This is a genomic window from Syntrophales bacterium, assembly GCA_035363115.1.
In the GTDB taxonomy this organism is placed as follows: Bacteria; Desulfobacterota; Syntrophia; order Syntrophales; family PHBD01; genus PHBD01.
This window is the reverse complement of sequence record DAOSEM010000001.1, coordinates 1,172,644-1,197,731: the sequence shown is the minus strand read 5'-3', so window position 1 is coordinate 1,197,731 and position 25,088 is coordinate 1,172,644. Positions and strand designations below refer to the sequence as shown.

The 25,088-nt window shown below is 60.7% G+C and carries 25 protein-coding genes; 8 read left to right on the top strand and 17 right to left on the bottom strand.

All coding sequences use genetic code 11. From position 1 onward, the window contains the following. Positions 1-70: 70 nt before the first annotated feature. The 6 genes from PLO63_05100 to PLO63_05075 form a co-directional block, all read right to left on the bottom strand. Entirely contained in the window at positions 71-1,738 is a 1,668-nt protein-coding gene (locus tag PLO63_05100) for a SpoIIE family protein phosphatase (GenBank protein HOI73508.1), read from the bottom strand. Positions 1,739-1,838: 100 nt separating this feature from the next. Next, entirely contained in the window at positions 1,839-2,789 is a 951-nt protein-coding gene (locus tag PLO63_05095) for a GNAT family N-acetyltransferase (GenBank protein HOI73507.1), read from the bottom strand. Positions 2,790-2,806: 17 nt separating this feature from the next. Beyond that, positions 2,807-3,259: an ATP-binding protein gene (locus PLO63_05090; protein HOI73506.1), complete on the bottom strand. Its 453-nt coding sequence runs from the start codon at positions 3,257-3,259 to the stop codon at positions 2,807-2,809. A gap of 38 nt (positions 3,260-3,297) precedes the next feature. Then, positions 3,298-3,630, bottom strand: coding sequence for an STAS domain-containing protein (locus tag PLO63_05085; protein ID HOI73505.1), 333 nt, complete (start codon positions 3,628-3,630; stop codon positions 3,298-3,300). A gap of 153 nt (positions 3,631-3,783) precedes the next feature. Continuing rightward, on the bottom strand, positions 3,784-4,641 hold the full coding sequence (locus PLO63_05080; GenBank protein ID HOI73504.1) for a 3-hydroxybutyryl-CoA dehydrogenase: 858 nt from the start codon (positions 4,639-4,641) through the stop codon (positions 3,784-3,786). A gap of 147 nt (positions 4,642-4,788) precedes the next feature. Beyond that, on the bottom strand, positions 4,789-6,150 hold the full coding sequence (locus PLO63_05075) for an acetyl-CoA C-acyltransferase (GenBank protein HOI73503.1): 1,362 nt from the start codon (positions 6,148-6,150) through the stop codon (positions 4,789-4,791). Positions 6,151-6,454: 304 nt separating this feature from the next. Between PLO63_05075 and PLO63_05070 the strand changes: the two genes are divergently transcribed. The 5 genes from PLO63_05070 (at position 6,455) to PLO63_05050 (ending at position 11,796) form a co-directional block, all read left to right on the top strand. After that, entirely contained in the window at positions 6,455-7,663 is a 1,209-nt protein-coding gene (locus tag PLO63_05070) for a YcaO-like family protein (GenBank protein ID HOI73502.1), read from the top strand. Between the two features lies 1 nt (position 7,664). Further along, positions 7,665-8,009: a hypothetical protein gene (locus tag PLO63_05065; GenBank protein HOI73501.1), complete on the top strand. Its 345-nt coding sequence runs from the start codon at positions 7,665-7,667 to the stop codon at positions 8,007-8,009. Between the two features lie 463 nt (positions 8,010-8,472). Continuing rightward, positions 8,473-9,528 carry a CoA-transferase gene (locus tag PLO63_05060; GenBank protein HOI73500.1) on the top strand — a complete coding sequence of 352 codons (1,056 nt, stop codon included), beginning with the start codon at positions 8,473-8,475 and terminating at the stop codon, positions 9,526-9,528. Positions 9,529-9,549: 21 nt separating this feature from the next. After that, the gene (locus tag PLO63_05055) at positions 9,550-10,455 is read left to right on the top strand and encodes a CoA-transferase (protein HOI73499.1); all 906 of its coding nucleotides are present in this window, start codon (positions 9,550-9,552) and stop codon (positions 10,453-10,455) included. A 183-nt stretch (positions 10,456-10,638) separates the two neighbouring features. Next, complete coding sequence (locus tag PLO63_05050) at positions 10,639-11,796, top strand: acyl-CoA dehydrogenase family protein (protein ID HOI73498.1); 1,158 nt, start codon at positions 10,639-10,641, stop codon at positions 11,794-11,796. Between the two features lie 118 nt (positions 11,797-11,914). Here the strand turns inward: PLO63_05050 and PLO63_05045 are convergent, their stop codons facing one another. The 7 genes from PLO63_05045 to PLO63_05015 form a co-directional block, all read right to left on the bottom strand. Continuing rightward, a complete protein-coding gene (locus tag PLO63_05045; protein HOI73497.1) occupies positions 11,915-12,109 on the bottom strand; it encodes a hypothetical protein in 195 nt (64 codons plus the stop codon). Positions 12,110-12,150: 41 nt separating this feature from the next. Beyond that, a complete protein-coding gene (locus tag PLO63_05040; protein HOI73496.1) occupies positions 12,151-12,678 on the bottom strand; it encodes a DUF2284 domain-containing protein in 528 nt (175 codons plus the stop codon). 311 nt (positions 12,679-12,989) lie between these two features. After that, entirely contained in the window at positions 12,990-13,556 is a 567-nt protein-coding gene (locus tag PLO63_05035) for a cob(I)yrinic acid a,c-diamide adenosyltransferase (protein HOI73495.1), read from the bottom strand. A 139-nt stretch (positions 13,557-13,695) separates the two neighbouring features. Beyond that, positions 13,696-14,667, bottom strand: coding sequence for a methylmalonyl Co-A mutase-associated GTPase MeaB (gene meaB, locus PLO63_05030; GenBank protein HOI73494.1), 972 nt, complete (start codon positions 14,665-14,667; stop codon positions 13,696-13,698). Between the two features lie 4 nt (positions 14,668-14,671). Further along, complete coding sequence (locus tag PLO63_05025; protein ID HOI73493.1) at positions 14,672-15,076, bottom strand: cobalamin B12-binding domain-containing protein; 405 nt, start codon at positions 15,074-15,076, stop codon at positions 14,672-14,674. 21 nt (positions 15,077-15,097) lie between these two features. Beyond that, positions 15,098-16,786: a methylmalonyl-CoA mutase family protein gene (locus PLO63_05020; protein ID HOI73492.1), complete on the bottom strand. Its 1,689-nt coding sequence runs from the start codon at positions 16,784-16,786 to the stop codon at positions 15,098-15,100. 442 nt (positions 16,787-17,228) lie between these two features. Continuing rightward, positions 17,229-18,104 carry a DMT family transporter gene (locus PLO63_05015; GenBank protein HOI73491.1) on the bottom strand — a complete coding sequence of 292 codons (876 nt, stop codon included), beginning with the start codon at positions 18,102-18,104 and terminating at the stop codon, positions 17,229-17,231. A 237-nt stretch (positions 18,105-18,341) separates the two neighbouring features. Between PLO63_05015 and PLO63_05010 the strand changes: the two genes are divergently transcribed. Next, positions 18,342-19,508, top strand: coding sequence for an ABC transporter substrate-binding protein (locus PLO63_05010; GenBank protein ID HOI73490.1), 1,167 nt, complete (start codon positions 18,342-18,344; stop codon positions 19,506-19,508). On the opposite strand, the gene PLO63_05005 is transcribed toward PLO63_05010, so the two are convergent. Both PLO63_05005 and PLO63_05000 read right to left on the bottom strand, forming a co-directional pair. Beyond that, positions 19,498-20,238, bottom strand: coding sequence for a hypothetical protein (locus tag PLO63_05005; GenBank protein HOI73489.1), 741 nt, complete (start codon positions 20,236-20,238; stop codon positions 19,498-19,500). The two genes, PLO63_05010 and PLO63_05005, sit on opposite strands and share 11 nt — an antisense overlap. Before the next feature lie 126 nt (positions 20,239-20,364). Then, the gene (locus PLO63_05000; protein ID HOI73488.1) at positions 20,365-21,087 is read right to left on the bottom strand and encodes an ABC transporter ATP-binding protein; all 723 of its coding nucleotides are present in this window, start codon (positions 21,085-21,087) and stop codon (positions 20,365-20,367) included. Positions 21,088-21,386: 299 nt separating this feature from the next. On the opposite strand from PLO63_05000, the gene PLO63_04995 reads away from it, so the two are divergent. Together PLO63_04995 and PLO63_04990 are read left to right on the top strand one after the other, a co-directional pair. Then, positions 21,387-22,643 carry a PilT/PilU family type 4a pilus ATPase gene (locus tag PLO63_04995; GenBank protein HOI73487.1) on the top strand — a complete coding sequence of 419 codons (1,257 nt, stop codon included), beginning with the start codon at positions 21,387-21,389 and terminating at the stop codon, positions 22,641-22,643. A gap of 72 nt (positions 22,644-22,715) precedes the next feature. Continuing rightward, on the top strand, positions 22,716-23,294 hold the full coding sequence (locus tag PLO63_04990) for a PilZ domain-containing protein (protein HOI73486.1): 579 nt from the start codon (positions 22,716-22,718) through the stop codon (positions 23,292-23,294). Positions 23,295-23,355: 61 nt separating this feature from the next. Here PLO63_04990 and PLO63_04985 read toward each other — a convergent pair whose 3' ends face one another. Next, on the bottom strand, positions 23,356-24,123 hold the full coding sequence (locus PLO63_04985; GenBank protein HOI73485.1) for an ABC transporter ATP-binding protein: 768 nt from the start codon (positions 24,121-24,123) through the stop codon (positions 23,356-23,358). Continuing rightward, complete coding sequence (locus PLO63_04980; protein HOI73484.1) at positions 24,120-25,079, bottom strand: branched-chain amino acid ABC transporter permease; 960 nt, start codon at positions 25,077-25,079, stop codon at positions 24,120-24,122. The genes PLO63_04985 and PLO63_04980 overlap by 4 nt, the downstream gene beginning before the upstream one ends. Positions 25,080-25,088: the final 9 nt, after the last annotated feature.

The window sequence follows — 25,088 nt, the reverse complement described above, 5'->3', positions numbered from 1 at the left end:
CAGGGGGAGACAAGAAGAAATGTGCAAAGACACCGGCCCCGGATGTCCCCGGCGGAAGGTTGGTGCCGGGTTATATGGCCTTGAGAACGACCAGGGCGATGTCGTCGAACTGGGGCCTTCCTCCGGCAAACGCAATGACGGCGTCCTGAATTTTCATGATGATCTGTCCGGCGGACAGGTGCCGGTTATCCCGCACCACCCGGTTCAGGCGGTCGAGGCCGAAGGTCTGATCGTTTTCATCAACCGCTTCGGTGACGCCGTCCGTATAGAGAACGACCAGATCCCCCTCCGAGAGGGAAAGCGATATTTCCTGCACGTGAATGTCTTTTTTTACCCCGAGGGCAATCCCGTGTGTCTTCAGATACTCCGGATCGTTCCCGTCTCTGCGCAACAGGATTGGAGGGTTGTGACCGGCATTTACATACCTCAGTTTCGGACCCGGTTCGACAACGGCATAAAACAGGGTGACGAACATTCCGGATGTGGAATCACGGCAGATCAGTTCATTGGCCTGCCGGATCGCATGCGCCAGGTCGAGCGTTCCCGTGGCGCTGGCCCGGACCACTGTCCTGGACAGGCCCATAAACATGGCCGCAGGCATTCCCTTGCCGGACACGTCGGCAATGACGACACCCCACAGGTCGTCCCGAACGGGGATGAAGTCGTAGAAATCCCCTCCCACCTCCCGGGCCGGGATGTTGTTCGCCGCCAGGTCGATGTTCGGGATCCGGGGCGCCCGGTCCGGAATCAGCCGCTGCTGGATTCCCCGGGCGATTTCCAGCTCTTTGAGAAGCCCCTCCCGGTCCGCCGTTGTCTGTTTCAGGACCGCCATATGTTCCTTGAGGTCCATGGTCATGCGGTTGAATGCCGCGGCCAGTTCCTCCATCTCATCCCCCGTCTGCACTTCCACACGGTGGTCGATCTCCCCGCGACCGATGGCCTTGGCGCCCCGGATCAGGGAAAGAACAGGCCGCGTAATCGTACGGGAGATAAAAACGGCAACACCGAGGACGATGACCATCAGAACAAGAAGGAATGCAAAAAAATTCCTGTAGATATCGTCCAGGGTCTCATTGACGTGTTCGTTGATCTGCCGGGTCGTCGCGTCGATCCGCTTCTTCGTCTCCTTCACGGGAATGGAGAACTCGTCAATGTACGTGGTGGCGGCAACCATGAACATGGAGTCACGAACGGGCACGATGGACATATACTTTCGCCGGATGCTTCCGTCCACATCGAGCCAGTCGTAATAACCGCTGTTGGGGGAGCCGTCGAAGGTTTTTTCGAAGATTTTCCAGAAGTCGGGAAGCTTGTCCCGCCACTGCTGGAGATCGAAGTCCACGATTTCCGGATTCGGATGAAACTTCATCAATCCCGTTCCGCGGTCGTAGACCAGGGTATAGCCCGTTTTCCCCACGGACTGGACGGCGATTTTCTGGAAATCCGGTTTCTTCCTGAGTTCGTCGAGGCGGATGCCGGGGTGGGCATCCAGGTAGATGCGGCACTGGAGGGCGACATCCCTCGCTTTCTGGGTGATGATGCTCTCTCCCAGGTCTTCCAGGGCCCGGGCGCTGTCTCCGGCGGCGCTGTCCCCGAGGGAGGAACTGCTCTCCAGGGCGTAGTTCCCGATCTGCCGGATATCTTCGAAGGCGAAATAGCCGAAGATGACCAGCGAGATCACCGGCAATCCCAGAAAGGCGAGAAGCAGCTTGGTGCGAATGGGGATCTTCAGCTTCACCGGTTGCCCGCTCTTGGATCGATCAATGCATTCGCCATCCCGATGCTCCCTGTTGCCGGACCCGCCTTCGGACGGCACTCCCCGTACTTCATAATCACCCTTAAATATTGAGGGTCTTCCCGCGCGGTTCCCGCTCCAGTCGATAATAGGGCCGGTGACGCCCGTCGGGCTCCCTGCCGACCACGAATCCGCGGACGACATAGCCCCTGGCCAGGTAATGCATGAACAGGGCTCGACAGTAATCCCGCAGTCGCTGGGCTTTGGCACGGTCCGTTTTCAGGATTCGATCCTGATTGTACGGAATTTCGACAAACAGGGGCGAGGTGTTGAGATGAAAGACATTTTTCCCGCCCGGACACTCGAGTCCTTCCTTGTCCAAGTCCACGGAGTTGACAATGTTCTCGTCCGTCATCTCCGACGTGTCGTGCAGGGAGGGGAAAATCCCACGCTCGATCCGGTCGCGGACCCGGTCGGTCTGGATAAGCCATTCCACGATGAAACGGTCTGTCGAGATGGCCCGGTTGAATTCGTCGCTCGTAAAGACGGCGCTGTAGTAATTGAATCCGATTTCCCGGACGATAGCACCCATCCTGTGAATGTAAATATAGCCGTTTCTCGAGACGAGGGGATCATAGGTCCAGCGGATTCTCGAAATGCCCCTCTCCCTGGCGCAGTCGTAGAGAACACGGACCAGAGCATCGCCGATGTTCTTGTCCTGGTAGAGCCGGTCCACGCCCATCCGGGCGCCGTACCAGAAATGACCCCGCTTGTCGAAGTCGGCGAAACAGACCAGGAAGCCGATGGGCCGGTCCTGGGCATACCAGGGGTCTTCCTGGGCCATGCGGCGGCGTTCCTCCTCGGGATAGATTCCGTCATCGAACGCCGTCAGAACGAGCCCGTTGGTCAGGTAGGCCAGTTCGAAATACAGCATCGGGGCGTTCACTTCCCGGTATCCGTCCCGGTTCCACACCCTTTTTTCCAGCTCGACGACATCGTTGAGGACCGACGCCCGAAGATATTTCTCCACTCGGACCTTCTTTTGGTCACCCATGGGGGTTCCTCCCGGGTCTACAGGGGTTGACCGGAATGACGGCATCCCGGCTCGCCCATGAACGGAGCCGGCCTTTCCGGGGAGACGACCAGAGTCAGTACATTGCGGTCCCCATCCCGTCGATAGCGAATGTCGTCGATCATTTTCCGAATGAAGTAGATCCCGAGTCCACCCGCCTTGCGACGGCTGATCTCCGTGGATAACTCAGGATCGGGTGTGGACAGGAGATTGAAGGGAATGCCCGCGTCCTCGATCTCGATGACGAGCTGCCCGTCCTCCATGGCACGGCACCGGACCTCGACGTCACCGGAACGGTCAGGATAGGCGTAGCGAAAGATGTTCACCAGGGCCTCCTCCACCGCAAGCTCGATCTCGCTCGACCGGTGCGGGCTGAAGCCCCGATGGCTCAGACAGTTCGACACAAAGGTCATGAACGGCCTCAGGGAATCCAGTGTTGCGGGTTGCTTCATGGACGGCATACAGGGTCCAAAGGGCCGGCTGAAGAAGATCAGTCGGAATTCAAAGCGGCTTCCACCGTATCATAGATCGGGAAAAGGGTATCGAAACCGGATATTTCAAAGACTTCCCGGACCGGCCCTTTCAGGTTGGCCAGAGAGATCTCCCCTTTTCCTTCCTCGAGTTGCCGGGCCGCTTCCAGGATGCACTGAAGGCCGGCACTGCTGATATACTCCAGGGCGCTGAAGTCGATCACGAAACGGCTCTCCCCCCGTTCCAGGCAGTGCTCCAGGATCCGGTCGAAGTCCGGGGCGCAAAGGGCATCCATCCGCCCGCGGACGGACACAACGACCGCGTCTTTTTCCTTGCGGGTATCGATTTCCATGGATCCTCCCCCATCGTCCGGCCGGATACCCCGCGGGAGCGGCATTTGGAAAGGGTTCGGCCCAAATCGGCGGCCGTTTCCGCGTCACCCTCCCCCGGACATGCCGGGAGAGGGTGACGGAATCTTACCACGGAATGGCGGCTGGCTGCCGCATTACTTGCTGTAATCGTAAAAACCGCGACCGCTCTTTCGTCCCATAAACCCCGCGTCGACATACTTTTTCAGGAGAGGGCAGGGACGGTACTTGGAGTCGCCGAAACCCTTGTAGAGGACGTCCATGATGGCCCAGCAGGTATCCAGGCCGATCAGGTCCGCCAGGGCCAGCGGTCCCATGGGGTGGTTCATCCCCAGGACCATGATATCGTCGATCGCCTTCGGCTGCCCGACGCCCTCCATCAGGGCATAGACCGCCTCGTTGATCATGGGCATCAGGATCCGGTTGGACACGAATCCGGGGAAATCGTTGCACTCCACCGGGACCTTGCCGAACTGCTTGCTGAGCGCTTCCGTCGTGTTGTACGTCTCCTGCGATGTGGCGAGACCACGGATGATCTCCACGAGCCGCATGACCGGTACGGGATTCATGAAGTGCATCCCGATGACCAGTCCGGAGCGTTTTGTGGCTCCGGCGATCCGGGTGATTGGAATGGATGAGGTATTCGTTGCGAGAATGACCCCTGGCTTGCAGATTTCGTCGAGCTTCTTGAAGAGCCCCAGTTTCAGGTCCTCCCGCTCCACCGCCGCCTCCACGACAAAGTCGGCGTCCTTCATGTCCTCGACGTTCGTGCTCTTCCGGATCCGTCCGAGGATCTCCGCCTTCTGGTCCGCCGTCAGCTTCTCCTTGGCCACCAGCCGGTCGAGATTTTTGGAGATGGTGTCATAGCCCCGGTTTACGAACGGCTCGGCAATGTCGTTCATGATGACGTTCAGACCGCCCGGAGATGCCGCGACCTGGGCGATTCCGTTTCCCATCTGACCCGCACCCACTACACCGATTGTCTTGATTGTCATCTCCTGCCCTCCTTGTTTTTTTCCCCCTGGAACACGGCCGGCTGGGACAGGCGGCCGGGCCCGGAGCCCGCCGTCTCCCCCTTTTTTCCTGCCGTTTCCGGAATGTCAATATGGATCGATCAATCTATCGGATCCCTTCGGTTTCCCTCACTTGTCCACCCGGATGAGCATGGCGTCGCCCTGGGCGTGGCCGGAACAGATCCCGCAGACGCCGATGCCGCCTCCTCGCCTCCTCAGTTCATACCCGAGGGTCATGAGAATCCGGGCGCCGGTGGCCCCGATGGGGTGACCGTAGGCGATGGCGCTTCCGTTGACGTTGACCTTCTTCATCATCTCCTCTTTGGACATGCCCAGGATACTCCGGGCGCTGACGAGGACGACGGCGGCGAAGGCCTCGTTGATCTCGATCAGGTCCACCTGGTCGAGTGTCAGATCGTTCTCTTCGAGGATCTTCTTGATGGAGAGCCCCGGGACCGTGGCGATGTCCTTCGTCGGCTGGGAAACCTCCGCGTAACCGAGTATCGTGAAGAGGGGCTTCAGGCCAAGCTCTTTCGCTTTTTCGGCGCTCATGAGCATGCAGACGTCGCCGCCGTCGTTCACGCCGGGCGCGTTGCCCGCGGTCACGCTGCCGGGCTGTCCCGTGACGGTGCTCTTGTGGTTGAAGACGGGAGGCAGCTTGCCCAGGCCGTCCATGGTCGTTCCGGTCCGGGGGCCCTCGTCCTTGTCGAAGACCGCCGTGTCCTTGCCCTTCTTGATCTCCACGGGGAAGATCTCATCGTCCAGGCGGCCCGCCTTCATGGCCTCCACGGCCCGCATCTGCGAGGTGTACGCCCACTCATCCTGGTCCTGCCGGGTGAATCCGAACTCGTCAGCCGTTTCCGAGCCATGGATCGCCATGTGCCGGTTGTAGAAGGCGTCCCAGAGACCGTCATAGACCATCAGGTCTACCATCCTTCCGTTGGGAAGGCCCATCCGGTTTCCCCAGCGCATGTCGGGAAGCGAGTATGGACAGTTCGACATGCTCTCCTGGCCCCCGGCGATGACGACCTCCGCCCTTCCCGTCTGGATCATCTGAACGGCCAGGTCGATCGTCTTGATGCCCGACGAACAGACCTTGTTCACCGTGATGGACGGCACGGACTCGGGAAGTCCTGCCAGCAGGGTCGCCTGGCGGCTCGGCACCTGTCCGCATCCGGCAGGCACCACCTGGCCCATGAACACATAATCGATGTCCTCCGGCTTGACTTTGCCGCCTGTCCGCCGCAGGCACTCCTTGATGGCCAGGGCTCCCAGCTGGGGGGCGTCGAACCCCTTGAGGGACCCGCCAAAGACACCGTAAGGTGTGCGGCATGCCTCCACACAGACCACCTCGCGGAGTCCCTTGAACTGCCCCTTGATCTTTCTCCCCATGCCGGAATAATCGGGTTTCCGTTCGCCGAACCCGCTGATCTTGGCATCGGCGTAAAACTTTGGTCTGGTTTTATCCAGTTTCTGCGGTACCTTCTCCATCTCATCCTCCTTTTATTTCCCCCGGACCTGCCCCGCGCGCTCCACTGCCGTGCAGGTCCGGTTCGTTGCTATGTTGGGGAAGGGGGAAAAAGGCGCTTTTACCAGTAAAAGACTGGTTCCGGTTTTTCTCACAACCCCGGCTGTTTGTCAATTTCTTTGGCTCCCGCCGCCGGATTCTCCGGGAGTTTCGGATATCGCTTCACAAAACGGTTGACAGTCCGTCCGATATGGGATTGACTTCCTTCCCGTCGCCGGCAGGCGTAGTTTGCTGATCCGGCAGCCCCGATCCACCAGGAGACGACGGATGCCGCCCTTCTCGCTCAAGCCCTGTCCGAAGACCTACATCCTGGAGACCCACCGCTCATGCCCGCCCGCGGAGACCCTGGCGCTCATCGCCCGCCTGGAAGAGACCGTCGGAATGCTGGAAGTCCGGGACGCCGCGGGAGACGATCGCATCGGCATCCCGGTCTTCACCTGCCGGAGGATCCGTCCGGACGGATCCCAGACCCGACACACCGGCAAGGGAATCACGCCCGTCCAGGCCCGGGTATCCCTGACAATGGAGTCCGTTGAGCGATACGCATCCGAGTTCCGGGAAATCCATCGGGAAAGGCTGATCCGGGACAGTTACCGCCGGCTGTCCCAACGCTTCAATGTCCTCCACCCGCCGGACCTGATTCTCTCGCGGGTCAGCGAGTACGACGACGACCGTCCCATCTTCTGGACCGCGGGCTACGACCTCCTGCGCGAAGAGGGGGTATACCTGCCCGCCTGCGCCGTCTTTCATCCCTTTCATCTGGACGATATCCTGGTCATCCACACCCACACCAACGGCATCGCCGCAGGCAATACCCTGGAAGAAGCCGTGGAACACGGCCTCACGGAGGTGATCGAGCGCGACGCCTGGAGCATCGCCCAGTACCGGGCCGAGGCACTGGACGCCCTGTCGGTGGAGGCGGCGGACGGCAATGCCTTCCTCCTCGACATCATCGGAAAATTCAGCGAGGCGGAGGTCGAAATCGTGGCCAAGAACATCACCTCGGACGTCGGGGTACCCACGATCGCCGCCTTTTCCAGGGATCTGCAGTACGATTCCATGATCCCCATCGACGGTTTCGGAACCCACCTGGATCCTCGCGTGGCCCTGGCCCGGGCCCTGCTGGAAATCGTCACCACCCGCGCCCTGTTCCTGCAGACGAAGGGTCTGGCGGGCCTGCAGGAGGCTTGCTCAGCCTATTTCCGGGAGGAGGAACAGGATTACCGGTTCTTCAGCCACCGGCAGATCAGCCTGGGCGACATGGACGCCGATTTTCGGGACGACATTTGCGATGACGTGCGCCTCCTGATGTCCAGATGCGCGAACCGCGGCCTGGACCGGGTGATTGCCGTGGACCTGACGGATGATGCGACCGGCATCCCCACGGTGCGCGTAGTCGTCCCCGGCATGGAGGCGTGCTGCTTCGACCGGAGCCGGAGGGGAGAACGCCTTTTTTCCGACCCCGAAGGAGCATGATATGCTTGGCGAAGAGGACATCACCCAGCGGGCGATCTACTGCTATCTGGCCTTCCGGCAGATGGCGATCCTTTACAGCAGCGACGAGGCGCCGTCCCGGTACCTGGAAGCCCTGGGCCGGTCCTCGCTGGATCTGGCAGGAGACCCCTTCATCCGGGAAACCCTGGAAGAGGCCCTGCTGGAGGAGCGGGCGGAAGAGTCCCTCCACCATCTGATGATCCTGTATGAAGGTTTGACCCTGGCCCTCTGCGAAGTCCTGGAGACGGACATGGAGACCCTCGGCGAATCGCTGCCCCCGGCCTACCTGGATGAGATCCTGGAAGAGATGGCTCCCCGGCCGGCATGACCGGCCTCCCCTGCGCCGCATCCGCCGCGATGGTACCGGGGAGGTCTCAACCCCTGGAAACATCCCCAATTATTTCTTGACACCGAGGGGCCGATCCCTTATACCCTATTTCGAATTTCATCCCGTCATGCCCGCCCCCCGACACTGCACCAGAACCGGGTAAACCGGTCAGCCGGAGGCCGGGCGGATCGTCGTTTCCTCAACCTCTGACATAACAGTTGCACCATTCAACAGGAGTTCGCCCTGAGAGGCCCAAGGGATCTCTTTATGCCGCTCCTCTCGCATCCGCCGCGGAATGATCAGCACATTGCCGCTCCCTGCGGCGTCTTTTTCCGTACATCAGGCCATCATTCATTTCTTCACGAAGAAGGGAGGTGAGCACACAAAACACAGAGCCGGTCTGTTCTTATGAGTTTTCAGGTTATTCAAGGGGGTTTATCATTGCACTGAAAAGGAGGTAACAATGGCAAGAATTCGCGGGAAATCGAAAAAGGCGGAGATCCTGTCGCTGGAGGAAGCAGTCAAGACGTACATGCACAACGGGGTCATCTGCGCGTTCAGCGGGTTCACGGGCTTCAACCGGAACCCCTTCGCCTTCGCCTGGGAGACGGTCCGTCAGGGCATCAAAGACATTCATGTCATCGACCGGCATGGCGGTGTGTGTACCTGGCTGCTGAACTCCGTCAACGCCATGAAGATTTATGAGACGGACTGGATGGGCTGGGGTGAAATGGCCGGCAAGATCGACATCAACCTGGAGCGGCACTACAAGGCCGGCAAGGTGATTCTGGAGGATTATTCCCATGGCGCCATGGCCATGCGGTTCCTCGCCGGCGCCATCGGGGCGCCCTTCATCCCTTATTCCGCCCCCCTGGGCTCCGATCTCTACAATCCCAAATATGACGCCCTCGGCAAGGCGGGCATGCGGGACGGCAAGAATGCCAAAATCCCCCGGAAGAAATTTATCCAGATGGAAGAACCCTTCTGGGGCGAGGGTGACACCATCCTGCTGCCGGCAGCCAAGCCGGAGCTGGCCATCATCCACGTCGCCCAGGCCGGTGACAAGGGAACGGCCCGCTGGCGCGGCGTCGGCACCATCGACAAGGAGATCTCCTTTGCCTGTGACAAGGTCGTGATCCTCGCCGAGGAGATTGTCCCTGAATCGGAGATGAGAAAACTTCCCGAGACGAACCAGATCCCCTACTTCGTCGTGGACGCCGTCGTGGAGTGCCCATGGGGCGCATTCCCGAGCTCGGTTCCCTTCTACTACGACTACGACGCGCCCTTCATGCGGGATATGGACAAGGCCTCCCGGAACAACGATGACCTGAAAAAGTGGCTCGACGAGTGGGTCTTCGGTCCCAAGAGCTGGGAAGACTTCGTTGTCAAGCTGGGTGCCAAACGGCTTCTCGACCTGAAGGCGGACAGCACGACCGGTTACAGCGTTCGCATGATGAGAGGAAAGAAACCGGCGCCCAGGATGAAGATGCCCTTGTCCGTGGCACGAAGCGGTTATTAAAAGAAAGGGGGGATACGAAACATGGCAAAATCAATGGAAGAATTGATGGGATTGATCGACCTGATTCCCAATGAGTCCGCGAAGCCGGGGGAATTCATCCTTCCGGAGCTGATGGCCATTGCCGTGGCTCATGAAGTTCGGAATGAAGATATCGTGTTCGCCGGCACGGGGCTACCCATGGTGGGCATCATGACGGCCAACTTCACGAACGCGCCGAAGGCGACCCTGATCTACGAATCAGGAATCTGCGACGGCAAGACGATGCACGTCCCCATGTCCGTCTGCGACCAGCGGGCGGCCAACATGAGCTCCACCCTGGGCGGCCTCGTCGACACCTTCGGTTACTACCTGCAGCAGGGTTACGTCACACTCGGGTTCCTCGGCGGTGCGGCGATCGACAAGTATGGAGGCGTCAACGTGACCTCCATTGGAGACTATTTCGCCCCCTCCCACCGCTTCACCGGGTCCGGCGGAAACTCCGACATCGGGACCATGGCAAAACGGACCGCCTACATCATTCTCCAGGAGAAACGACGCTTCCTGGAGCGGAACGACTACACGACCACCCCCGGCTGGTGGTGCTGGGACTTCAAGACCAACGAGTGGAAACCCAAGAAGGAAGTCTGGAAGAACACCGCCTTCGCCGACTGCGGTCCCACCGCCGTCGTGACCAACATGGGCGTCTACCGCTTCGACAAAGATGGGATCATCTACCTGGAGACCCACCATCCGGGCGTCACGGTGGAACAGGTCAAGGAGAATTGCGGCTTCGATCTCAATGTGTCGAATGTCAAGGGTGAAACCCCACATCCGACCTACAGGGAGCTGTTCGTGCTCCGGGAGTTCGTCGATCCGGAACTGATCTTCCTGCCCGCGAAGACGGATTATACGCCCGCAATTCAGGCCATCATCGACAAGGGGGCCTGATGCCTCACACAATCGGCGCCGGGACTCCATGCCCCGCGCCGCTTGCAAGCCAGCCGTCCGGGAGGGGGGGATGGATCCCCCTTCCCGGACTTTCAAGAGAACGCGCATGATCCGGCGCCCTCCAGAACCGCTGCCAACGGAGTCCGCCGGCGCGTAATACATTCGGAGGGAAGGAAAGAAACGATGAATCTAGATCTCACGGAAGAGCAAAGAATCATCCAGGACACGGCGCGCAACTTTGCCAGGACGGAACTCGAGCCCCTGGCGGCAAAACTGGACGAGCAGGACGACCGAGCGGCCTTCTGCGCCAACTTGAGGAAGCTTGCCGGCCTTGGACTCATGGGAATCAACGTGAAGGCCGACTACGGCGGATCCGAGGCGGGCGTCGTGGCCTTCAGCCTGGCCGTGACCGAGATCGGCAAGGCCTGCGCTTCCACGGGCGTCACCATGTCGGTGAACAACATGGTCTGCGAGGTCATCCAGGCCATCGGCTCGGAAGAACAGAGGATGAAATACATCCCGAAAATCTGCTCCGGCGAGTACTATGCCGGCGGTTTCGGCCTGACGGAAACCACGGCCGGCTCGGACCCCGCCGGAATGCGGTGCTCCGCTGTCCTGGACGGCAACGAATGGGTCCTCAACGGCAACAAGATGTTCATCACCAGCGCAGAGTACGCCGGCGTCTTCGTCGTCTGGGCCGTGACGGACAAATCCGCTCCCAAAGGAAAGGGTATCAGCACGTTCCTCGTGGAAAACGGGCTTAAGGGATTCACCGTGGGCCGGGCCGAGCACAAGATGGGCCAGCACGCGTCCATAACGAACGAGTTGATCTTCGAGGACTGCCGGGTTCCCAAAGACGCCCTCATGGGCAAGCCGAACGACGGCTTCCGGACCGCCGTGGGTGAACTGGCGGGAGGCCGGATCGGCATCGGGTCCCTGGGGCTCGGCATCGGCCAGGCGGCCATCGAGTATGCCGCCAAGTACGCCCTGGAGCGCCGTCAGTTCGATCAGCCCATTTCGAATTTTCAGGCCATCCAGTGGATGATCGCCGAGTCCTACACGGAGCTCGAAGCGGCGCGGCTCCTCCTGATGAACGCGGCCTACCAGAAGGAAAACGGCCGGTTCTTCGCCCGCCAGGCATCCATGGCCAAGTACTACGCCACGGAAGCGGCGGAGCGGGCCTGCTATAACGCCCTTCAGATCCTGGGCGGATACGGCTACACCCGGGAATTCCCGATAGAGCGCTTTGCCCGGGACGTCCGGATCACCTCGATCTACGAGGGAACCAACCAGATCCAGAGGGTCATCATCGCCCGGGACATCCTGAGCAGCCTGAAATAAGGCCTGAAGGCCGACGCGACAACGCAAAGAGCCCCCGGGGGACCCCGGAGGCTCTTTTTTCATTCCGACGGTTGAACAGGAATTGCAGCCGGCCTGTCGCCGCCGCCTCTGCGCACGGCTATTCCTTTCGGAACACCTTCACCAGGATGCTCCGGCAGCACTCGCCGTTCTTGATGACAAAACAGTCGGGACGCTCGATCAGCGAATACTGGCCGTTTGACTCGATCTCAAGATCTTCCTTTTTCAGGTCCCCTTCCCGCGGGATGAAGAGCATCCTGCCGATGGGGATTCCCCCTTCCTTCAAAATGGCCATAACGATTCTCCTCCTCGCGGCAGGAACGAAACCGCCCGTTCTCAGAACAATAGGAGCCCCGTCCAGTCAACCCGCTTGTGGACGGGAAACCGCCCCGGCAGCCCCGCCTTTTCCAGGGTAGCCAGGACATCGATGCCCATGGCCTCCATGGAAGGCCTCGCCCGGAATGGATGGCGGCAAGGCTCTCCGGGCCGGACTGCCGCACACTCATTGCAGAGACGGCAGCAGCCTCCAATCAGGGCCGCGGCGAAACGGAAGCCTTCCACAAACGCCATCCGCTCCGCCCGGTTCATCAGTTCATGAAGCTTTTTCGCATAAACGAAAACGCTTTTCGGGGGATCAAACGGACCGTCAGCGGAAACCTGCACCAGCAAGGCATTGGTGAAGCGGGGCAGCATCTCCCGAAACTCCGATACCGGCGGGAGAAACGGGGGACAGGTGAAATTCCGTCCATAGCTGTCGCAGAGCGGCACCTGGCATTTAAGCCTGACCCGCTCGTCCACGACAACGGAATCGACGGCAATCGGCCGCACCTCCGTCGCTCCTCCCCTGCGGAGAGAGGCCTTCATTCGCCTGAACCATGGTGAATTTTCGAATGGATGACTGCCTGCCATGAGAAATCACAATCCGGCGCAACGCCGCCTCCGGGGCTTTTCCGACGTCGTCTCCGGGCTGTTCAAAAATGGTCGGATGCAAAGCGCCCGAAGTCCCGAGCCGTGAATAACCTATCTCCGTAGTCTCGGAAACTCCTCATGGACGACGTCGCAAAAGGCTCGCAGGCGAGGCGCGCGACTCCCGAGGAGCGAGGCGTACTTTTTCGTACGCCGCAGTGACGAGGGGTGAAGCGCAACGAAGCATCCGGGCTTGTTCCGAGGTCGTCTCAGTATTCGATGCCGGCCCGTTCTTTTATCCCCTTCGAATAATGATGCCGTACCTCCTGGATCTCGCTGACCGTATCGGCGAGTTCCAGGACCTCCGGTGGCGCGTAGCGGCCCGTGAGAATCAGGTCCACCGCCGCCGGTTTGCTGCGGATCAGCGCCAGCAGGTCCGCGAGGGGGATCAGCCTGAAATCGACGGCGACGTTGATCTCGTCGAGAATCACCATGTCATGGTTCCCCGCCGCCAGGGCCTCCCGGGCCATCTCCAGCCCCTGTCTCGCCAGCTCGACATCAACCGGGGCCGGATTGTCCCGCATCACGAAGCTGTCGAGGCCGCTCTGGACGATCGTGATCCCCGGCAGATGCCGCTCCGCCGCCAGGACTTCCCCGTACTTCCTGCCTTTCATGAACTGGATCACAAGAACCTTCTTCCCGTGTCCCAGGGCCCGCAGGGCCTGTCCCATGGCGGACGTGGTCTTTCCCTTCCCGTTGCCCGTCAGGACGATCACCACCCCCTGGTTGAACCGGGACAGGGCTTCCGTGATACGATCATCGCCTGCTGCTTCCACTCCATCACTCCTTCTTCCTACGGACGGTGGACAGCGGCATCCTGCGACAGCAATGAAAAAACCCGGGCTCCCTCCGGGAGGCAATGCCCCCGGAGGGCGAAATCCCGGGTCTGCTGCCGCTTCATCCGGATGGCCCCGCTCAGTCGCAGTTTTTCAAATACCGTCCGGCAATGTTTTCCGCCAGGGTGTAAGGATCGGACTCCTTCTTGAGGAGCATCTCCACCATCTTCTCCATCTCCCCGGAGGCAACAAGACGTTTCAGAACCGGTTCGAGCATGCAGTTCCGGACCGCCTCGTTGAGCTCCACCACGGCCTTCCGGCGGATCCGGGATCCCAGCAGATCGTGTTTTACGAGATGCTGATAATGTTCCACGATGGTTGCCGTCAGCTCTTCCAGGCTTTTTCCGAATCCCTCCGGTTCAAATGCGTTCTCCACCCGGATGATGGGCGGCCGCCACCCTCCGGGAAACGTGTTCGGCGGTGCCATGTCCAGCATGGCCATGAGTTCCCGCCGCAGCTTCGAGGATCCCTCCCGGTCCGCCTTGTTGATGACGAACAGGTCGGCGATCTCCATGATCCCGGCCTTGATGGCCTGGATCTCGTCTCCCATCCCGGGAATCAGCACGACGATCACCGTATGGGAGTGGTTGATGATATCCACCTCCTGCTGGCCGGTTCCGACGGTCTCCACGATCACCATGTCCATTCCCATGACATCCATGACGTGGATCGCGTCTCCCACGGCCTTGGCCAGGCCGCCCAGGGCACCCCGGGTGGCGAGGCTGCGGACAAAGACCCCGGGGTCCTCCGCGTGGCGCTGCATGCGGATCCGGTCGCCCAGGATGGCGCCTCCCGTGAAGGGGCTGGTGGGGTCCACGGCGAGGACGCCCACCGTTTTTTCGCGCTTCCGGAAACACTCGACGAGACCGTCCACGAGGGTGCTCTTTCCCGCCCCGGGGGACCCGGTGATGCCGATCACGTGGGCCTTTCCCGTGAGGGGGAAGATGTGCTTGATGGTCGTGCGGGCCTCATCGACGCCGTCTTCCAGGTTGCGGATGAGGCGGGAGGCCGTCCTGACATCCCCCGCCTTGATTTTATTGACTTTTTCCATGATGTCACGCCCTTGGTTGTACATTCGTGTTGATCCATTCCACAATGCTGTCCAGCGTGGCCCCCGGCGTGAAGATGGCCTTGAGACCGGCGTCAAACATGAGTTTGAAATCCTGGTCCGGAATGATGCCGCCGCCGATGACGGTAATATCATCCGCTCCCTTCTCCTTCAGCAGTGTCACCACCGCCGGAAACAGATAGCGGTGCGCCCCCGACAGGCAGCTCAGCCCGACGATGTCCACATCCTCCTGGATGGCCGCCGCGGCGATCTGCTCGGGCGTCTGGTGACAACCCGTATAAATGACCTCGAAGCCCGCATCGCGGAAACAGCGGGCCAGCACGCGGGCCCCCCGGTCATGACCGTCCAGGCCCGGTTTCGCAACCATGATTCGCAGTTTCTTGTCTGCCATTGAGCTGTCCCTCCCTCCTCGCTAGTAGAGTCCCGGATCGCGGTATTCGCCGAAAACCTCGCGGTAGACGTCGCAGATCTCCTGCACGCTGGCCAGGTTCTTCACGGCCTCGATGCAGTAGGGCATCACGTTCTCGCCCTTCTTGCAGGCACCCTTGAGGTCGTCCAGGCAGCGCTTCACGGTCTTGTTGTCGCGCTTCCGGCGGACGGCGCTGAGGCGTTCGATCTGCTCCTTCTCGACACTGTCGTCGATCTCCAGGAACGGGATGGGCGCTTCATCGGCAGTCAGGTACTTGTTGATCCCGATCATGATCTTCTCCCCGGCGTCGATCTGGCGCTGGTACTTGTACGCCGAGTCGGCAATCTCCAACTGGGGGAAGCCCTTCTCGATGGCGGCGACCATACCGCCCATTTCGTCGATCTTGTGGATGTACTCCCAGGCCTTCTCCTCCATCTCGTTGGTCAGGGCCTCGACGAAGTAGGAACCCGCCAGCGGATCGATGGTGTTGGCCGCCCCCGTTTCCTCCGCGATGATCTGCTGTGTCCGGAGGGCGATCTGAACGGCATGGTCCGAGGGCAGGCAGAGCACCTCGTCCAGGGAGTTCGTGTGGAGCGACTGGGTCCCGCCCAGGACGGCCGCCAGGGCCTCGGTGGCCGTGCGGACGACGTTGTTGTAGGGCTGCTGGGCCGTCAGGGAGCAGCCCGCCGTCTGCGTGTGGAACCGCATCCACCAGGACCGCTCGTCCTTGGCCTTGTAGCGGTCCCTCATGGCCTTGGCCCAGATTCTCCGGGCCGCCCTGAGCTTGGCGATCTCCTCGAAGAAATCGATGTGGGAATTGAAGAAGAAGGACAGCCGGGGCGCAAAGGAATCGACGTCCAGCCCCTTGCGGCGGATGACGTCCTCCACATATTCCATGCCGTCCCGGAGCGTAAAGGCCAGCTCCTGCACCGCCGTGGCGCCGGCTTCCCGGATGTGGTACCCGCTGATGGAGATGGTGTTCCACCGGGGGACATGCTTGGTTCCGAACTCGACGGTGTCGCTGATCAGCTTCACCGACGGCTCGGGCGGGCACATCAGGGTCTTCTGGGCGATGAACTCCTTGAGCATGTCGTTCTGGATCGTCCCGCCGATCTTGCTCAGGGGAATTCCCCTGATCTCGGCGGCGGCGCAGTACATGGCCCAGAGGGCCGTCGCCGGTGGGTTGATCGTCATGGACGTCGTCACCCGATCCATGGGGATGCCCTCAACAAGCTGGAGAAAATCCTCCAGGGTGTCGATGGCGACACCGCACTTTCCGCATTCCCCGCGGGCCTTCGGCGAATCGGTGTCATACCCCATCAGGGTCGGGAAATCGAAGGCCGTGGAAAGCCCCGTCTGTCCCTCCTTGAGGAGCAGGTGCCACCGCTGGTTCGTCGTCTTGGCGTCTCCCATGCCTGAGAACATGCGGAACGTCCAGTACTTCCCCCGGTACCCCGTCACCTGGTTGCCCCTGAGGAACGGGAACTGGCCGGGATACCCGATGTCCTGGACGAAGTCCATGTCCTTGATGTCCTCGGGCCCGTAGAGCCGCCGAATGGGAAGATCCGAGACGGTGGACCATAGCGCTTCGGGCTTCTGGTCGGCATTCTTGGCGATCACCTTCCGGACCGCATCCTCCCACTTCTTCCGGAGCTCACTCGACTGTGTCAACACTTCCGTAGCGAAATACACGTTACCCCCTCCTTTCAAAGTATTCGCTGCCAACGTTCAGCGCCGCGGAAGGAAATCCCGGCGCGGCCTCCCGGATGGATCGGAACATCGGTCGTACAGTCGAAACGAAAAGGGAAACAACCCGCCGCGGAAAGCGGGCCAGGCGAACAGAACCGGGGAAAGAATGCAGGGGGGGTGCGATATGAATGGAACAAACACTCATACCCTCCGACCATACGGCCGTGATCTTTGAATGTTGTGTCTGAAAACCCCCCTCCGGACCGAACACCGGATCAAGACGAGCGCTTCTGCCAAGAGCCTGAGGGTCCGGTTCCGAAAGACCATCCCCATGAACTGCGGGCACTGGTAAAGCGTGTATTTGCTAACTTGATTCCGGTCATTTGTCAAGAAATTGTCACAACCGCCCCGGGAGGTTGGCCGGCTCCGGGGACGGTTCGCGGAGTCATGACAGGCGCCGCTGGAGCAACACTCCCACCATGATCAGAGACAGCCCCAGGACGGTGGAGGGAAGGATCGGCTCGCCGACCGTCACGGCGATGAAAAAGAGAGAAACAAACGGGGCAAGGTAGATCAGGTTGCCGACCTGGGCGGCGCTCCGGGACAGGGTCAGCGCCTTCAGCCAGAGGACGAAGGTGATGCCCATTTCAAAAAGGCCGATGTAGCAGGCCCCCGCAAGGCCCTGGAGGGGAAGGCACCGGAGAGGGGAAAACAGTGCGAGCGCCGCAGACGTATAGACCGTGCCAAAGACGAAGCACAGGAATAGCTTGAGCGTCTCGTCCCGGGTGTCTTTCACGTTGAGAAGCCAGAAAAGGGCCCATAGAATGGAGCTGGAAAGGGCCAGGGCCGCTCCCGCCGGGTTGGTGAACCGAAGGCTCTGGATGTCGCCCTGGGTGGAAACGACCAGAACGCCTGCGAAACTGAGGAGGATCGCGATCATGCTCGCGGCGCGGATCCTTTGGCGAAGGATGACGGCGGACAGGAGGACCAGCATGATCGGCCAGGTGTAATTCAGGGGCTGGGCCTCCTGGGCGGGGAGGAGGTCGTATGCCTTGAAGAGGATCAGGTAATAGGCGAACGGATTCAGCAGTCCCAGGAGAGCCGAGCGTAGCCACTCCCGGCGGGTCATGCCCCCGAGAAGGCCGAGCTTGCCCTGGATGCACAGGATCCCGAAGATCGCCACGGTGGATGTCAGAGAAGCCAGAAAGAGCATCTCCAGGAACGTCAGGTAGCGCAGGGTGATCTTGAAGGCTGAGGCCACCGTCGACCAGAGCAATACCGTGGCCAGGGCATACCCGTAGGCTTTCTTCTGGTTGTCCATAGACTCCTGGCGCATGGCTGGGAGGGGGATCCGCCAAAACGGGATGCGGGCCGGCGGGAAACCGGTTTCTCTTTACCATCGCATCCCCGCAGGCACAAGGGCTTCGTTTCGCCGCCGTGCCTTTCCGGAGGCCGGGTCTTCACACCCGGTTTCCGATTCCGTTTATTCTCCTTGATTCACACCGGACATTCCTTTATCAAAATGGGCATACCCCGACAGACAGGGAGGACGCCGTTCATGATGAAAACACTTCGGTCCGCGCTGCTGGTCCCGCTTCTTATGTTCCTGGCCGGATGCAGCGGCTCCGACAGCCTGACGGACCTCCGGATTGGACTGATCGCGGAGTTGACCGGAGAGGCATCCGCGGTAGGTCTCTCCTGCAGAAACGCCGCCGAGCTGGCCGTGAAGGAAATCAACGACGGCGGCGGACTGACCATCGGGGACAGGACATACAAGGTAAAACTTCTGGTCATGGACAACGGCGGCAAGGCGGACGCATCGGCACAGGCTGCCCGGAAGCTGATCGACAGCGACAAGGTCGTGGCCATCGTCGGTCCCAACGAGAGCCGTTTCGCCATCCCCGCCTCGGACGCCGCCGAGAGCGCCGCGACCGTCCTCATATCTCCATCATCCACCACTCCCCGAACGACTCTGGACGCCCGGACGGGGGGACCCAAGAAATACGTGTTCCGGGCGTGCTACATCGATCCGTTCCAGGGACAGGTCCTGGCAAAATTCGCCTATGACGAGCGGAAAGCCGGTACGGCCGCTGTCCTCTTCGACGAAACGAAGGACTACAGCCGGGGTATCGCGGAGGTGTTCCGGGATGTGTTCATCCGGAGAGGGGGAAAGATCGTTGCATACGAGCCCTACACCGCCGGTACCCGGGACTTCACGGATCCGCTGACAAGAATCCGGAATGCCAAGCCGGACGTGATTTTCATCCCTAATCACTACACGGAGGTTCCCGGTCAGATACGGCAGGCAAGAAAACTCGGGATCCAGGCCCTGTTCCTCGGCAGCGACTCATGGGGCACAGCGGATCTCCCGGCTGCATGCGGAAAGGACTGCGACGGCTGCTACTTCAGCACCCACTACGACGCGGAAACGGCCACGAAAGAGGCCAGGACGTTCGTGGAGTCCTACCGGAAGCAATACGGCAGCGTGCCGGATGACGTGGCCGCCCTCACATATGACTCTTTCGGTCTTCTCCGGCAGGCCCTCCGGACGGGGGGAAGGCTCGACAGACAGGCCGTCCGGGATGCGCTGGCGAGAATCCCCCGGTACGAAGGGGTTACGGGAGTGATGGAATTCCGCGAAGGCTCCGGCGATCCGATCAAGAGCGCTGTCATCATGAAGATCCAGGACGGCCGCTTCGTGTGGTTCGCCAACGTCAATCCGTAAGTGTCCGGATCCCCTGACTCGGACGGTCGGATCGGAGGCTCTGCCTCAGATAACGCTTCGTCCAGGGACAGCACGCGATGCAGATACCGCAGATCGTCGTGGCGGCGATGCCCGCCTGTTCCGAGAGATTCCGGGCGGTGGCGTGGCAGGCATAAACGTCCAGAATCTCGTCCCTGTCCGTTCCCACGCTCCATTCCTCCCCCCGCGGCGCCCGCCCGGGACATTTGTCCACGCACAGCCTGCAGGTCCCGCACCGGGACACCTCCACCGGAGGGGATGTCGTGAAGGGGGCATCCGTCAAAACCGTCATCAGGCGGACAGCGGAGCCATAAGGTTCCGTGATCAGGAGGGCGTTGCGGCCGATCCAGCCCAACCCGGCCCGGGTGGCCACCGTTTTATGGGGGAGAGGCGTCCGGAAATCGGAGGAGAAGACCTCCCGCGTCGGCTCCACGGAAACGGCTTTCCATCCCCGGTCCGCGATGATTTCCGCGGCCATCCGGCCGAGTTCCGCCAGAAGCCGGTTCAACCGCCCGTACTCGTCGAAATAGGCCGCATTCGGCCCCTCCCCGATGCCGGCAACAATAACCGGATCGAGGGCAACGGCAATGGAAAGCCCGACGGGCAGGTTCATCCTGCAATCGGGTGGAAGATCCCGGAGGTCTGCAAATCCAAGGAGAGCCGCTCCCTTCCGGTAGAGGGCAATCTTCAACTCGGAGCGGATATCGTCCATGGCGCCCCTCCTCTCCCCACACCGGCCGCCGGTTTCCCATCGCTAAGGAATCCGTACAGGCGAAAATCCATTCGTCGCCGTTTCACGCTTGTTGGGAACGCATGACTGCCTTCCCCAGCAACGCCGTCAGTTGTGGCTCCCCCCGAGGTAGGCCCTCTGGACGTCCGGGTTCGCAAGCAGGTTCGCTGCCGAATCCTCCAGAACGATGCGGCCCAGTTCCATGACATATCCCCGATTCGCCAGCTTCAGGGCCGCCCGCGCGTTCTGCTCGACCAGGAGAACCGTCAGGCCGGCCCGGTTGATTTCCCGGATGGTCTGAAAGATGGTCTGGACGAGAAGCGGCGCCAGGCCGAGCGAAGGCTCGTCGAGGAGAAGAATCCTGGGCCTGGCCATGAGAGCCCGGCCGATGGTGAGCATCTGCTGCTCGCCCCCGGACAGCGTCCCGCCGAGCTGCTCACGCCGCTCGCTCAGCACGGGAAACAACCGGTAGACCCAGTCGCGGGTCTTTTCGATCCCCTTGGCATCCGAACGGACAAAGCCGCCCAGGGTCAGGTTTTCGTCCACCGTCAAGGTTCCGAAGATCCGCCTGCCCTCCGGTGCCTGGGTAACCCCGCGTTTGACAACCTCGTGGGCGGGAAGGCGGTGGATGGGATCCCGATCCAGAGAGATCGTCCCTTCGGACGAACGGACAAGCCCGCTGACTGCCAGGAGGGTCGTCGATTTCCCGGCTCCGTTGGCGCCCAGGAGTGATACGATCTCTCCCTCCTCTACGGACAGATCGATTCCATGCAGGACTTCCACATTCCCGTAGGAAACATGAAGGTTCTTGATTCCCAGGATCTCCGACATCTTGCTCCTCGCCGCCGTGTCATGAACGGCACGGCTGCATCCATAAATATTCGGTCCGGTGAAGTCAACGGGAAATCTTGCTTCCTGACCCGATCGATCGTTTCTCTAAACCAGCAATATCCAACAATCCAAAACATTTCCCCTTGCATTTACCAGAACGTTTTGTAATTACTTTGCTGCTATTTCATAGAAGCCATGGAGCACGCGACGATACCCCGGGAATGGCAAGGCAGGTGTCCCGGCTCAGCCTTCGGTTCTTTTATCTTACGCATATTTAACACGTCTGTTGGGGGGACATCATGAAGCGTTTCGAAGAAACGATTCAACAGGCAATCCAGGAAAGGACGTCCGACGTTCATATCATTCCCGGCCACCGGGTGGCCTTCCGGAAACACGGACGCATCTATTTCCATGGCGCCAGTCCCTGGAGCGCCAGGGAAATCGACGTGCTCGTCCGGAAGCTTATCTCCCCGGAACAGTTCCAGACCCTGCAGGAGCGCTTTTCCGTGGACTTCGGCGTCAGCGTCGCCCGCGCCCGCTTACGCATCAACGCATTCAGCACCAGCCGCGGGCTGAGCATGGCCATCCGTGTCCTGCCGGGCAATCCTCCTACGATCGACAAACTGAATCTGCATCCCTGTCTCCATGAAATCAGCCAGGCGGACGCCGGTCTCGTCCTGATCTGCGGGGCCACAGGCGTGGGAAAGACGGCCACGATTGCCGCCATCATCGATGAAATCAATTTCAACCGGCTGGGACACATCATTACCCTGGAGCACCCCATCGAGTATCGATTCCGCTCCAAGAAATGCATCATCCAGCAGAGGGAGCTCGGCGTGGACATGCCGTCTTTCGACCAGGGACTCGTCGACATCCTGCGCGAAGACCCGGACGTGATCGTGGTCGGCGAGCTCCGGGATCCCGAGACGATGCGCCTGACCCTCAACGCAGCCGAGTCCGGCCACCTGGTTATTGGAACCCTGCACGCCTCCAGCGTGGAAGAGGCAATCTACCGGCTCCTGAACTCTTTTCCTCCGGACGCCCAGGATGCCATCCGGGTTCAGCTTGCCTCCGTCATTTCCTGGCTCATCGTGCAACAGCTCGTATCCGTCAAGGGAATTGATTTCCGGGTTCCCCTCCTTTCCATCCTGAGAGGAACCTCACCGGTCAAAACGGTCATCCGGGACAACAAGCTGCATCAGATCGAAGGCTTCCTCCAGACAGGGAAAGGAAGCGGCATGTTCTCGTCGGACCGCTACATGGAAGAATTTCTCTCGACGCGACGCAATTTCGTCTCCCCGTCGGAAAGCTTCCGCCCTTCGGAAGAAGAGGCCCAGGAGCCCATGTATCGTTCAGCCCTGTTGAGCAAGGGAGGGTTCGCAGAGGCCCCTCTGCGCATTCCGGAGGCAGCCTCGGCCCCGGACACGTTCGAGGTCGTGCAGGGACCTGCCGTTGCATCACGGCGCGGTCATGACGTGGGCGGCCTGGAAAACCTGGTAAGTATCGAAGAAGAAGCCTCCATTGAGGAACTCATCAAGGAATTCGAGAAACGATGACCGGTTCCCCGCCGACCGCCCCAATCCCGGTCTGGTGGATGAAATGCACGGTTACAACAGGGGGTTATGCTCTTGAAAAGAAAACCTTCAAAAAAAGAAAAGAATCTGCGCCGGTATTCCAGGGTTAATACGTACCAGCCCATGGCGACATTCCGCGTTGCGGCGACATCCGCCGACGAACTCGTTTCGAAGGTGGAAAAAGGGGCCATCATCGTGGACTTCACGACTCCCCCCTCCCTGGACAGCGCGTCCCTCTCCGAGGTCCTCTCCCGCCTGGACAACAAGCTGTCGGCCATCCTGAGTCTACTGATTCCCGAGAGAAAGGGATTCATAGCCCTTTCATTCCGGGTTCTGAACCTGAGCGCCAACGGGATGCGCTTTTCCTCCCTCGAGGCGTTCGAACCGGGCGAAATTCTAGAGCTGAAGCTGCTCCTCTATGGACAGCCCCATGTCCTGCTCACGCTTTACGGGGAAGTCCTCCGCTCCATCGAGCAGGAGCAGGGGTTTCATGTCGCAATCCGATTTCTCGGAGAGACGGAAGAGGTCCGGGACGCCTTCCTGAATTACGATTTCGCCGCCCACAAGGCCGTCCTGCGCCATCTGCTCAAGGAAAGCAGCCGGGATGTCAATCTGCTCCTGGTGAATCGCTGAAGAAGCGAAAGATCTGTTTTTCAGGTATTCCCGGTGTGAATGCCTTCAGCATTGCAGGATTTCAGTCCCCCTCGACCCCGAGGTAGGCCTCGATGACTTTCGGGTCTTCCTTGATCTGCTCCGGCGTGCCCTCGGCGATCATTTCCCCGTTTTCCAGCACCACGACCTTCTCGCAGGCCTTCATCACGAGGGACATGTCGTGCTCGATGAGGAGCACCGTGACCCCGCGGTCGCGGATCCGCCCAATCAGTCCCGCCAGCTGGGCAGTCTCCTGCTCGTTCATTCCCCCCGCCGGCTCGTCCAGGATCAGGAAGCGGGGCTCCGTCGCCAGGGCGCGGGCAATTTCCAGTAGACGCTGGTTCCCGTAGGACAGGTTCCGGGAGAGCTGGTTCACCTGCTCGTGGAGACCCACAAAAGACAATTCCCGCACGGCCTTTGCCACCGCTTCGCGTTCCTCCCGCCTCTGCGAGGGCGTCCGGAGCATGGACGAGAGAAATCCGGCCCGCATGCGGCAGTGACAGCCCGCCAGGACGTTCTCCAGAACGGACAAGCTCTGGAACAGCCGGATCGTCTGAAACGTCCGGGCAATTCCCAGGGTCACGATCTTCGAGGTGAGCAGGCCGCCGATGGGTTTTCCCTCGAAGAGGATCCGGCCCGCATCGGGCTTGTAGTTGCCCGTGATCAGGTTGAAGACGGTCGTCTTGCCGGCGCCGTTGGGGCCGATCAGCCCGACGATGCTTCCCCCCTCCACGTCGAAGGTGACGCGGTTCACCGCCGTGAGGCCGCCGAAGGATTTGGTGAGATCCTGGAGCGAGAGCAGAGGGGTCACGGCCGTTCCTCCCCGGAAATTCCTTCCAGCCGGTAGACCCGGGGCTTCTGGGGGATGATTCCCTCCGTCCGGAAGATCATCATCGCCACCATGGCGGCGCCGAACACGAGCATCCTGGCATTGGCAAGGTCACGGAAGACTTCCGGGATCCCGACGATGAGGGCGGCGCCCAGGAGCACGCCGGGGATGCTTCCCGCCCCTCCCAGGATGATCAGGGTGAACATCAGGACCGATTCCCAGAAGCTGAAGGACTCGGGGGCGATGATGGTCATCTTGGAGGCGAAGATCAGCCCCGCCATTCCCGCCCATGCTGCCCCGAGGGCAAAAACACCGAGCTTGTAGCGGGCCGTCGGAATGCCGCTCCCCTCGGCGGCCACCTCGTCCTCCCGGAGATAGTTCAGGGCTCGGCCGAAGCGGGAGTTTTCCAGGAAGTGGAACAGGACGATGGTGACCATCAGGAAGAACCCGATGAGGTAGAAAAATTCATGGGGCGTCCGGATGACGAGCCCGAACACCGACGGCCGGGAAATTCCGAAAATTCCGTTGGCCCCGCCGGTGATCCCGAACACGTCGTTGACCAGGGCGATGCGGACGATCTCGCCTACGCCGATCGTGACGATGCAAAGGTAATCGCCCCGGAGATGGACGATGGGACGGGCCACCACTGCGGCGAAAAGGCCGGCGGCCAGGGCGGAAACCGGGAGGAGCCACAGGATGGGAATTCCGAAGGTCGTGTTGAGGATGGCTGCCGTGTAGGCCCCGATGGCGAAGAAGGCTGCATGGCCCAGGTTGAACAGCCCCGCGTGGCCCACGATCAGGTTAAGGCTGAGTCCCAGGATGGCATAGACTCCGATCGCGTTGAGGACATCCACCCAGTAGGCGTTCAGGAACGGAGGGAGCACCGCCAGGACGGCCGCCGACAGGAAGAAAAGGATGGCGTTTCTGTTGTTTTTCATGCGTCCTTT

What these genes read in the sequence shown, in the direction of transcription:
- PLO63_05095 (HOI73507.1), bottom strand. Translation starts at nt 2,789, where the DNA reads ATGGGTGACCAAAAGAAGGTCCGAGTGGAGAAATATCTTCGGGCGTCG.
- PLO63_05090 (HOI73506.1), bottom strand. Translation starts at nt 3,259, where the DNA reads ATGAAGCAACCCGCAACACTGGATTCCCTGAGGCCGTTCATGACCTTT.
- PLO63_05085 (HOI73505.1), bottom strand. Translation starts at nt 3,630, where the DNA reads ATGGAAATCGATACCCGCAAGGAAAAAGACGCGGTCGTTGTGTCCGTC.
- PLO63_05080 (HOI73504.1), bottom strand. Translation starts at nt 4,641, where the DNA reads ATGACAATCAAGACAATCGGTGTAGTGGGTGCGGGTCAGATGGGAAAC.
- PLO63_05075 (HOI73503.1), bottom strand. Translation starts at nt 6,150, where the DNA reads ATGGAGAAGGTACCGCAGAAACTGGATAAAACCAGACCAAAGTTTTAC.
- PLO63_05070 (HOI73502.1), top strand. Translation starts at nt 6,455, where the DNA reads ATGCCGCCCTTCTCGCTCAAGCCCTGTCCGAAGACCTACATCCTGGAG.
- PLO63_05065 (HOI73501.1), top strand. Translation starts at nt 7,665, where the DNA reads ATGCTTGGCGAAGAGGACATCACCCAGCGGGCGATCTACTGCTATCTG.
- PLO63_05060 (HOI73500.1), top strand. Translation starts at nt 8,473, where the DNA reads ATGGCAAGAATTCGCGGGAAATCGAAAAAGGCGGAGATCCTGTCGCTG.
- PLO63_05055 (HOI73499.1), top strand. Translation starts at nt 9,550, where the DNA reads ATGGCAAAATCAATGGAAGAATTGATGGGATTGATCGACCTGATTCCC.
- PLO63_05050 (HOI73498.1), top strand. Translation starts at nt 10,639, where the DNA reads ATGAATCTAGATCTCACGGAAGAGCAAAGAATCATCCAGGACACGGCG.
- PLO63_05045 (HOI73497.1), bottom strand. Translation starts at nt 12,109, where the DNA reads ATGGCCATTTTGAAGGAAGGGGGAATCCCCATCGGCAGGATGCTCTTC.
- PLO63_05040 (HOI73496.1), bottom strand. Translation starts at nt 12,678, where the DNA reads ATGAAGGCCTCTCTCCGCAGGGGAGGAGCGACGGAGGTGCGGCCGATT.
- meaB (HOI73494.1), bottom strand. Translation starts at nt 14,667, where the DNA reads ATGGAAAAAGTCAATAAAATCAAGGCGGGGGATGTCAGGACGGCCTCC.
- PLO63_05025 (HOI73493.1), bottom strand. Translation starts at nt 15,076, where the DNA reads ATGGCAGACAAGAAACTGCGAATCATGGTTGCGAAACCGGGCCTGGAC.
- PLO63_05015 (HOI73491.1), bottom strand. Translation starts at nt 18,104, where the DNA reads ATGGACAACCAGAAGAAAGCCTACGGGTATGCCCTGGCCACGGTATTG.
- PLO63_05010 (HOI73490.1), top strand. Translation starts at nt 18,342, where the DNA reads ATGATGAAAACACTTCGGTCCGCGCTGCTGGTCCCGCTTCTTATGTTC.
- PLO63_05005 (HOI73489.1), bottom strand. Translation starts at nt 20,238, where the DNA reads ATGGACGATATCCGCTCCGAGTTGAAGATTGCCCTCTACCGGAAGGGA.
- PLO63_05000 (HOI73488.1), bottom strand. Translation starts at nt 21,087, where the DNA reads ATGTCGGAGATCCTGGGAATCAAGAACCTTCATGTTTCCTACGGGAAT.
- PLO63_04995 (HOI73487.1), top strand. Translation starts at nt 21,387, where the DNA reads ATGAAGCGTTTCGAAGAAACGATTCAACAGGCAATCCAGGAAAGGACG.
- PLO63_04980 (HOI73484.1), bottom strand. Translation starts at nt 25,079, where the DNA reads ATGAAAAACAACAGAAACGCCATCCTTTTCTTCCTGTCGGCGGCCGTC.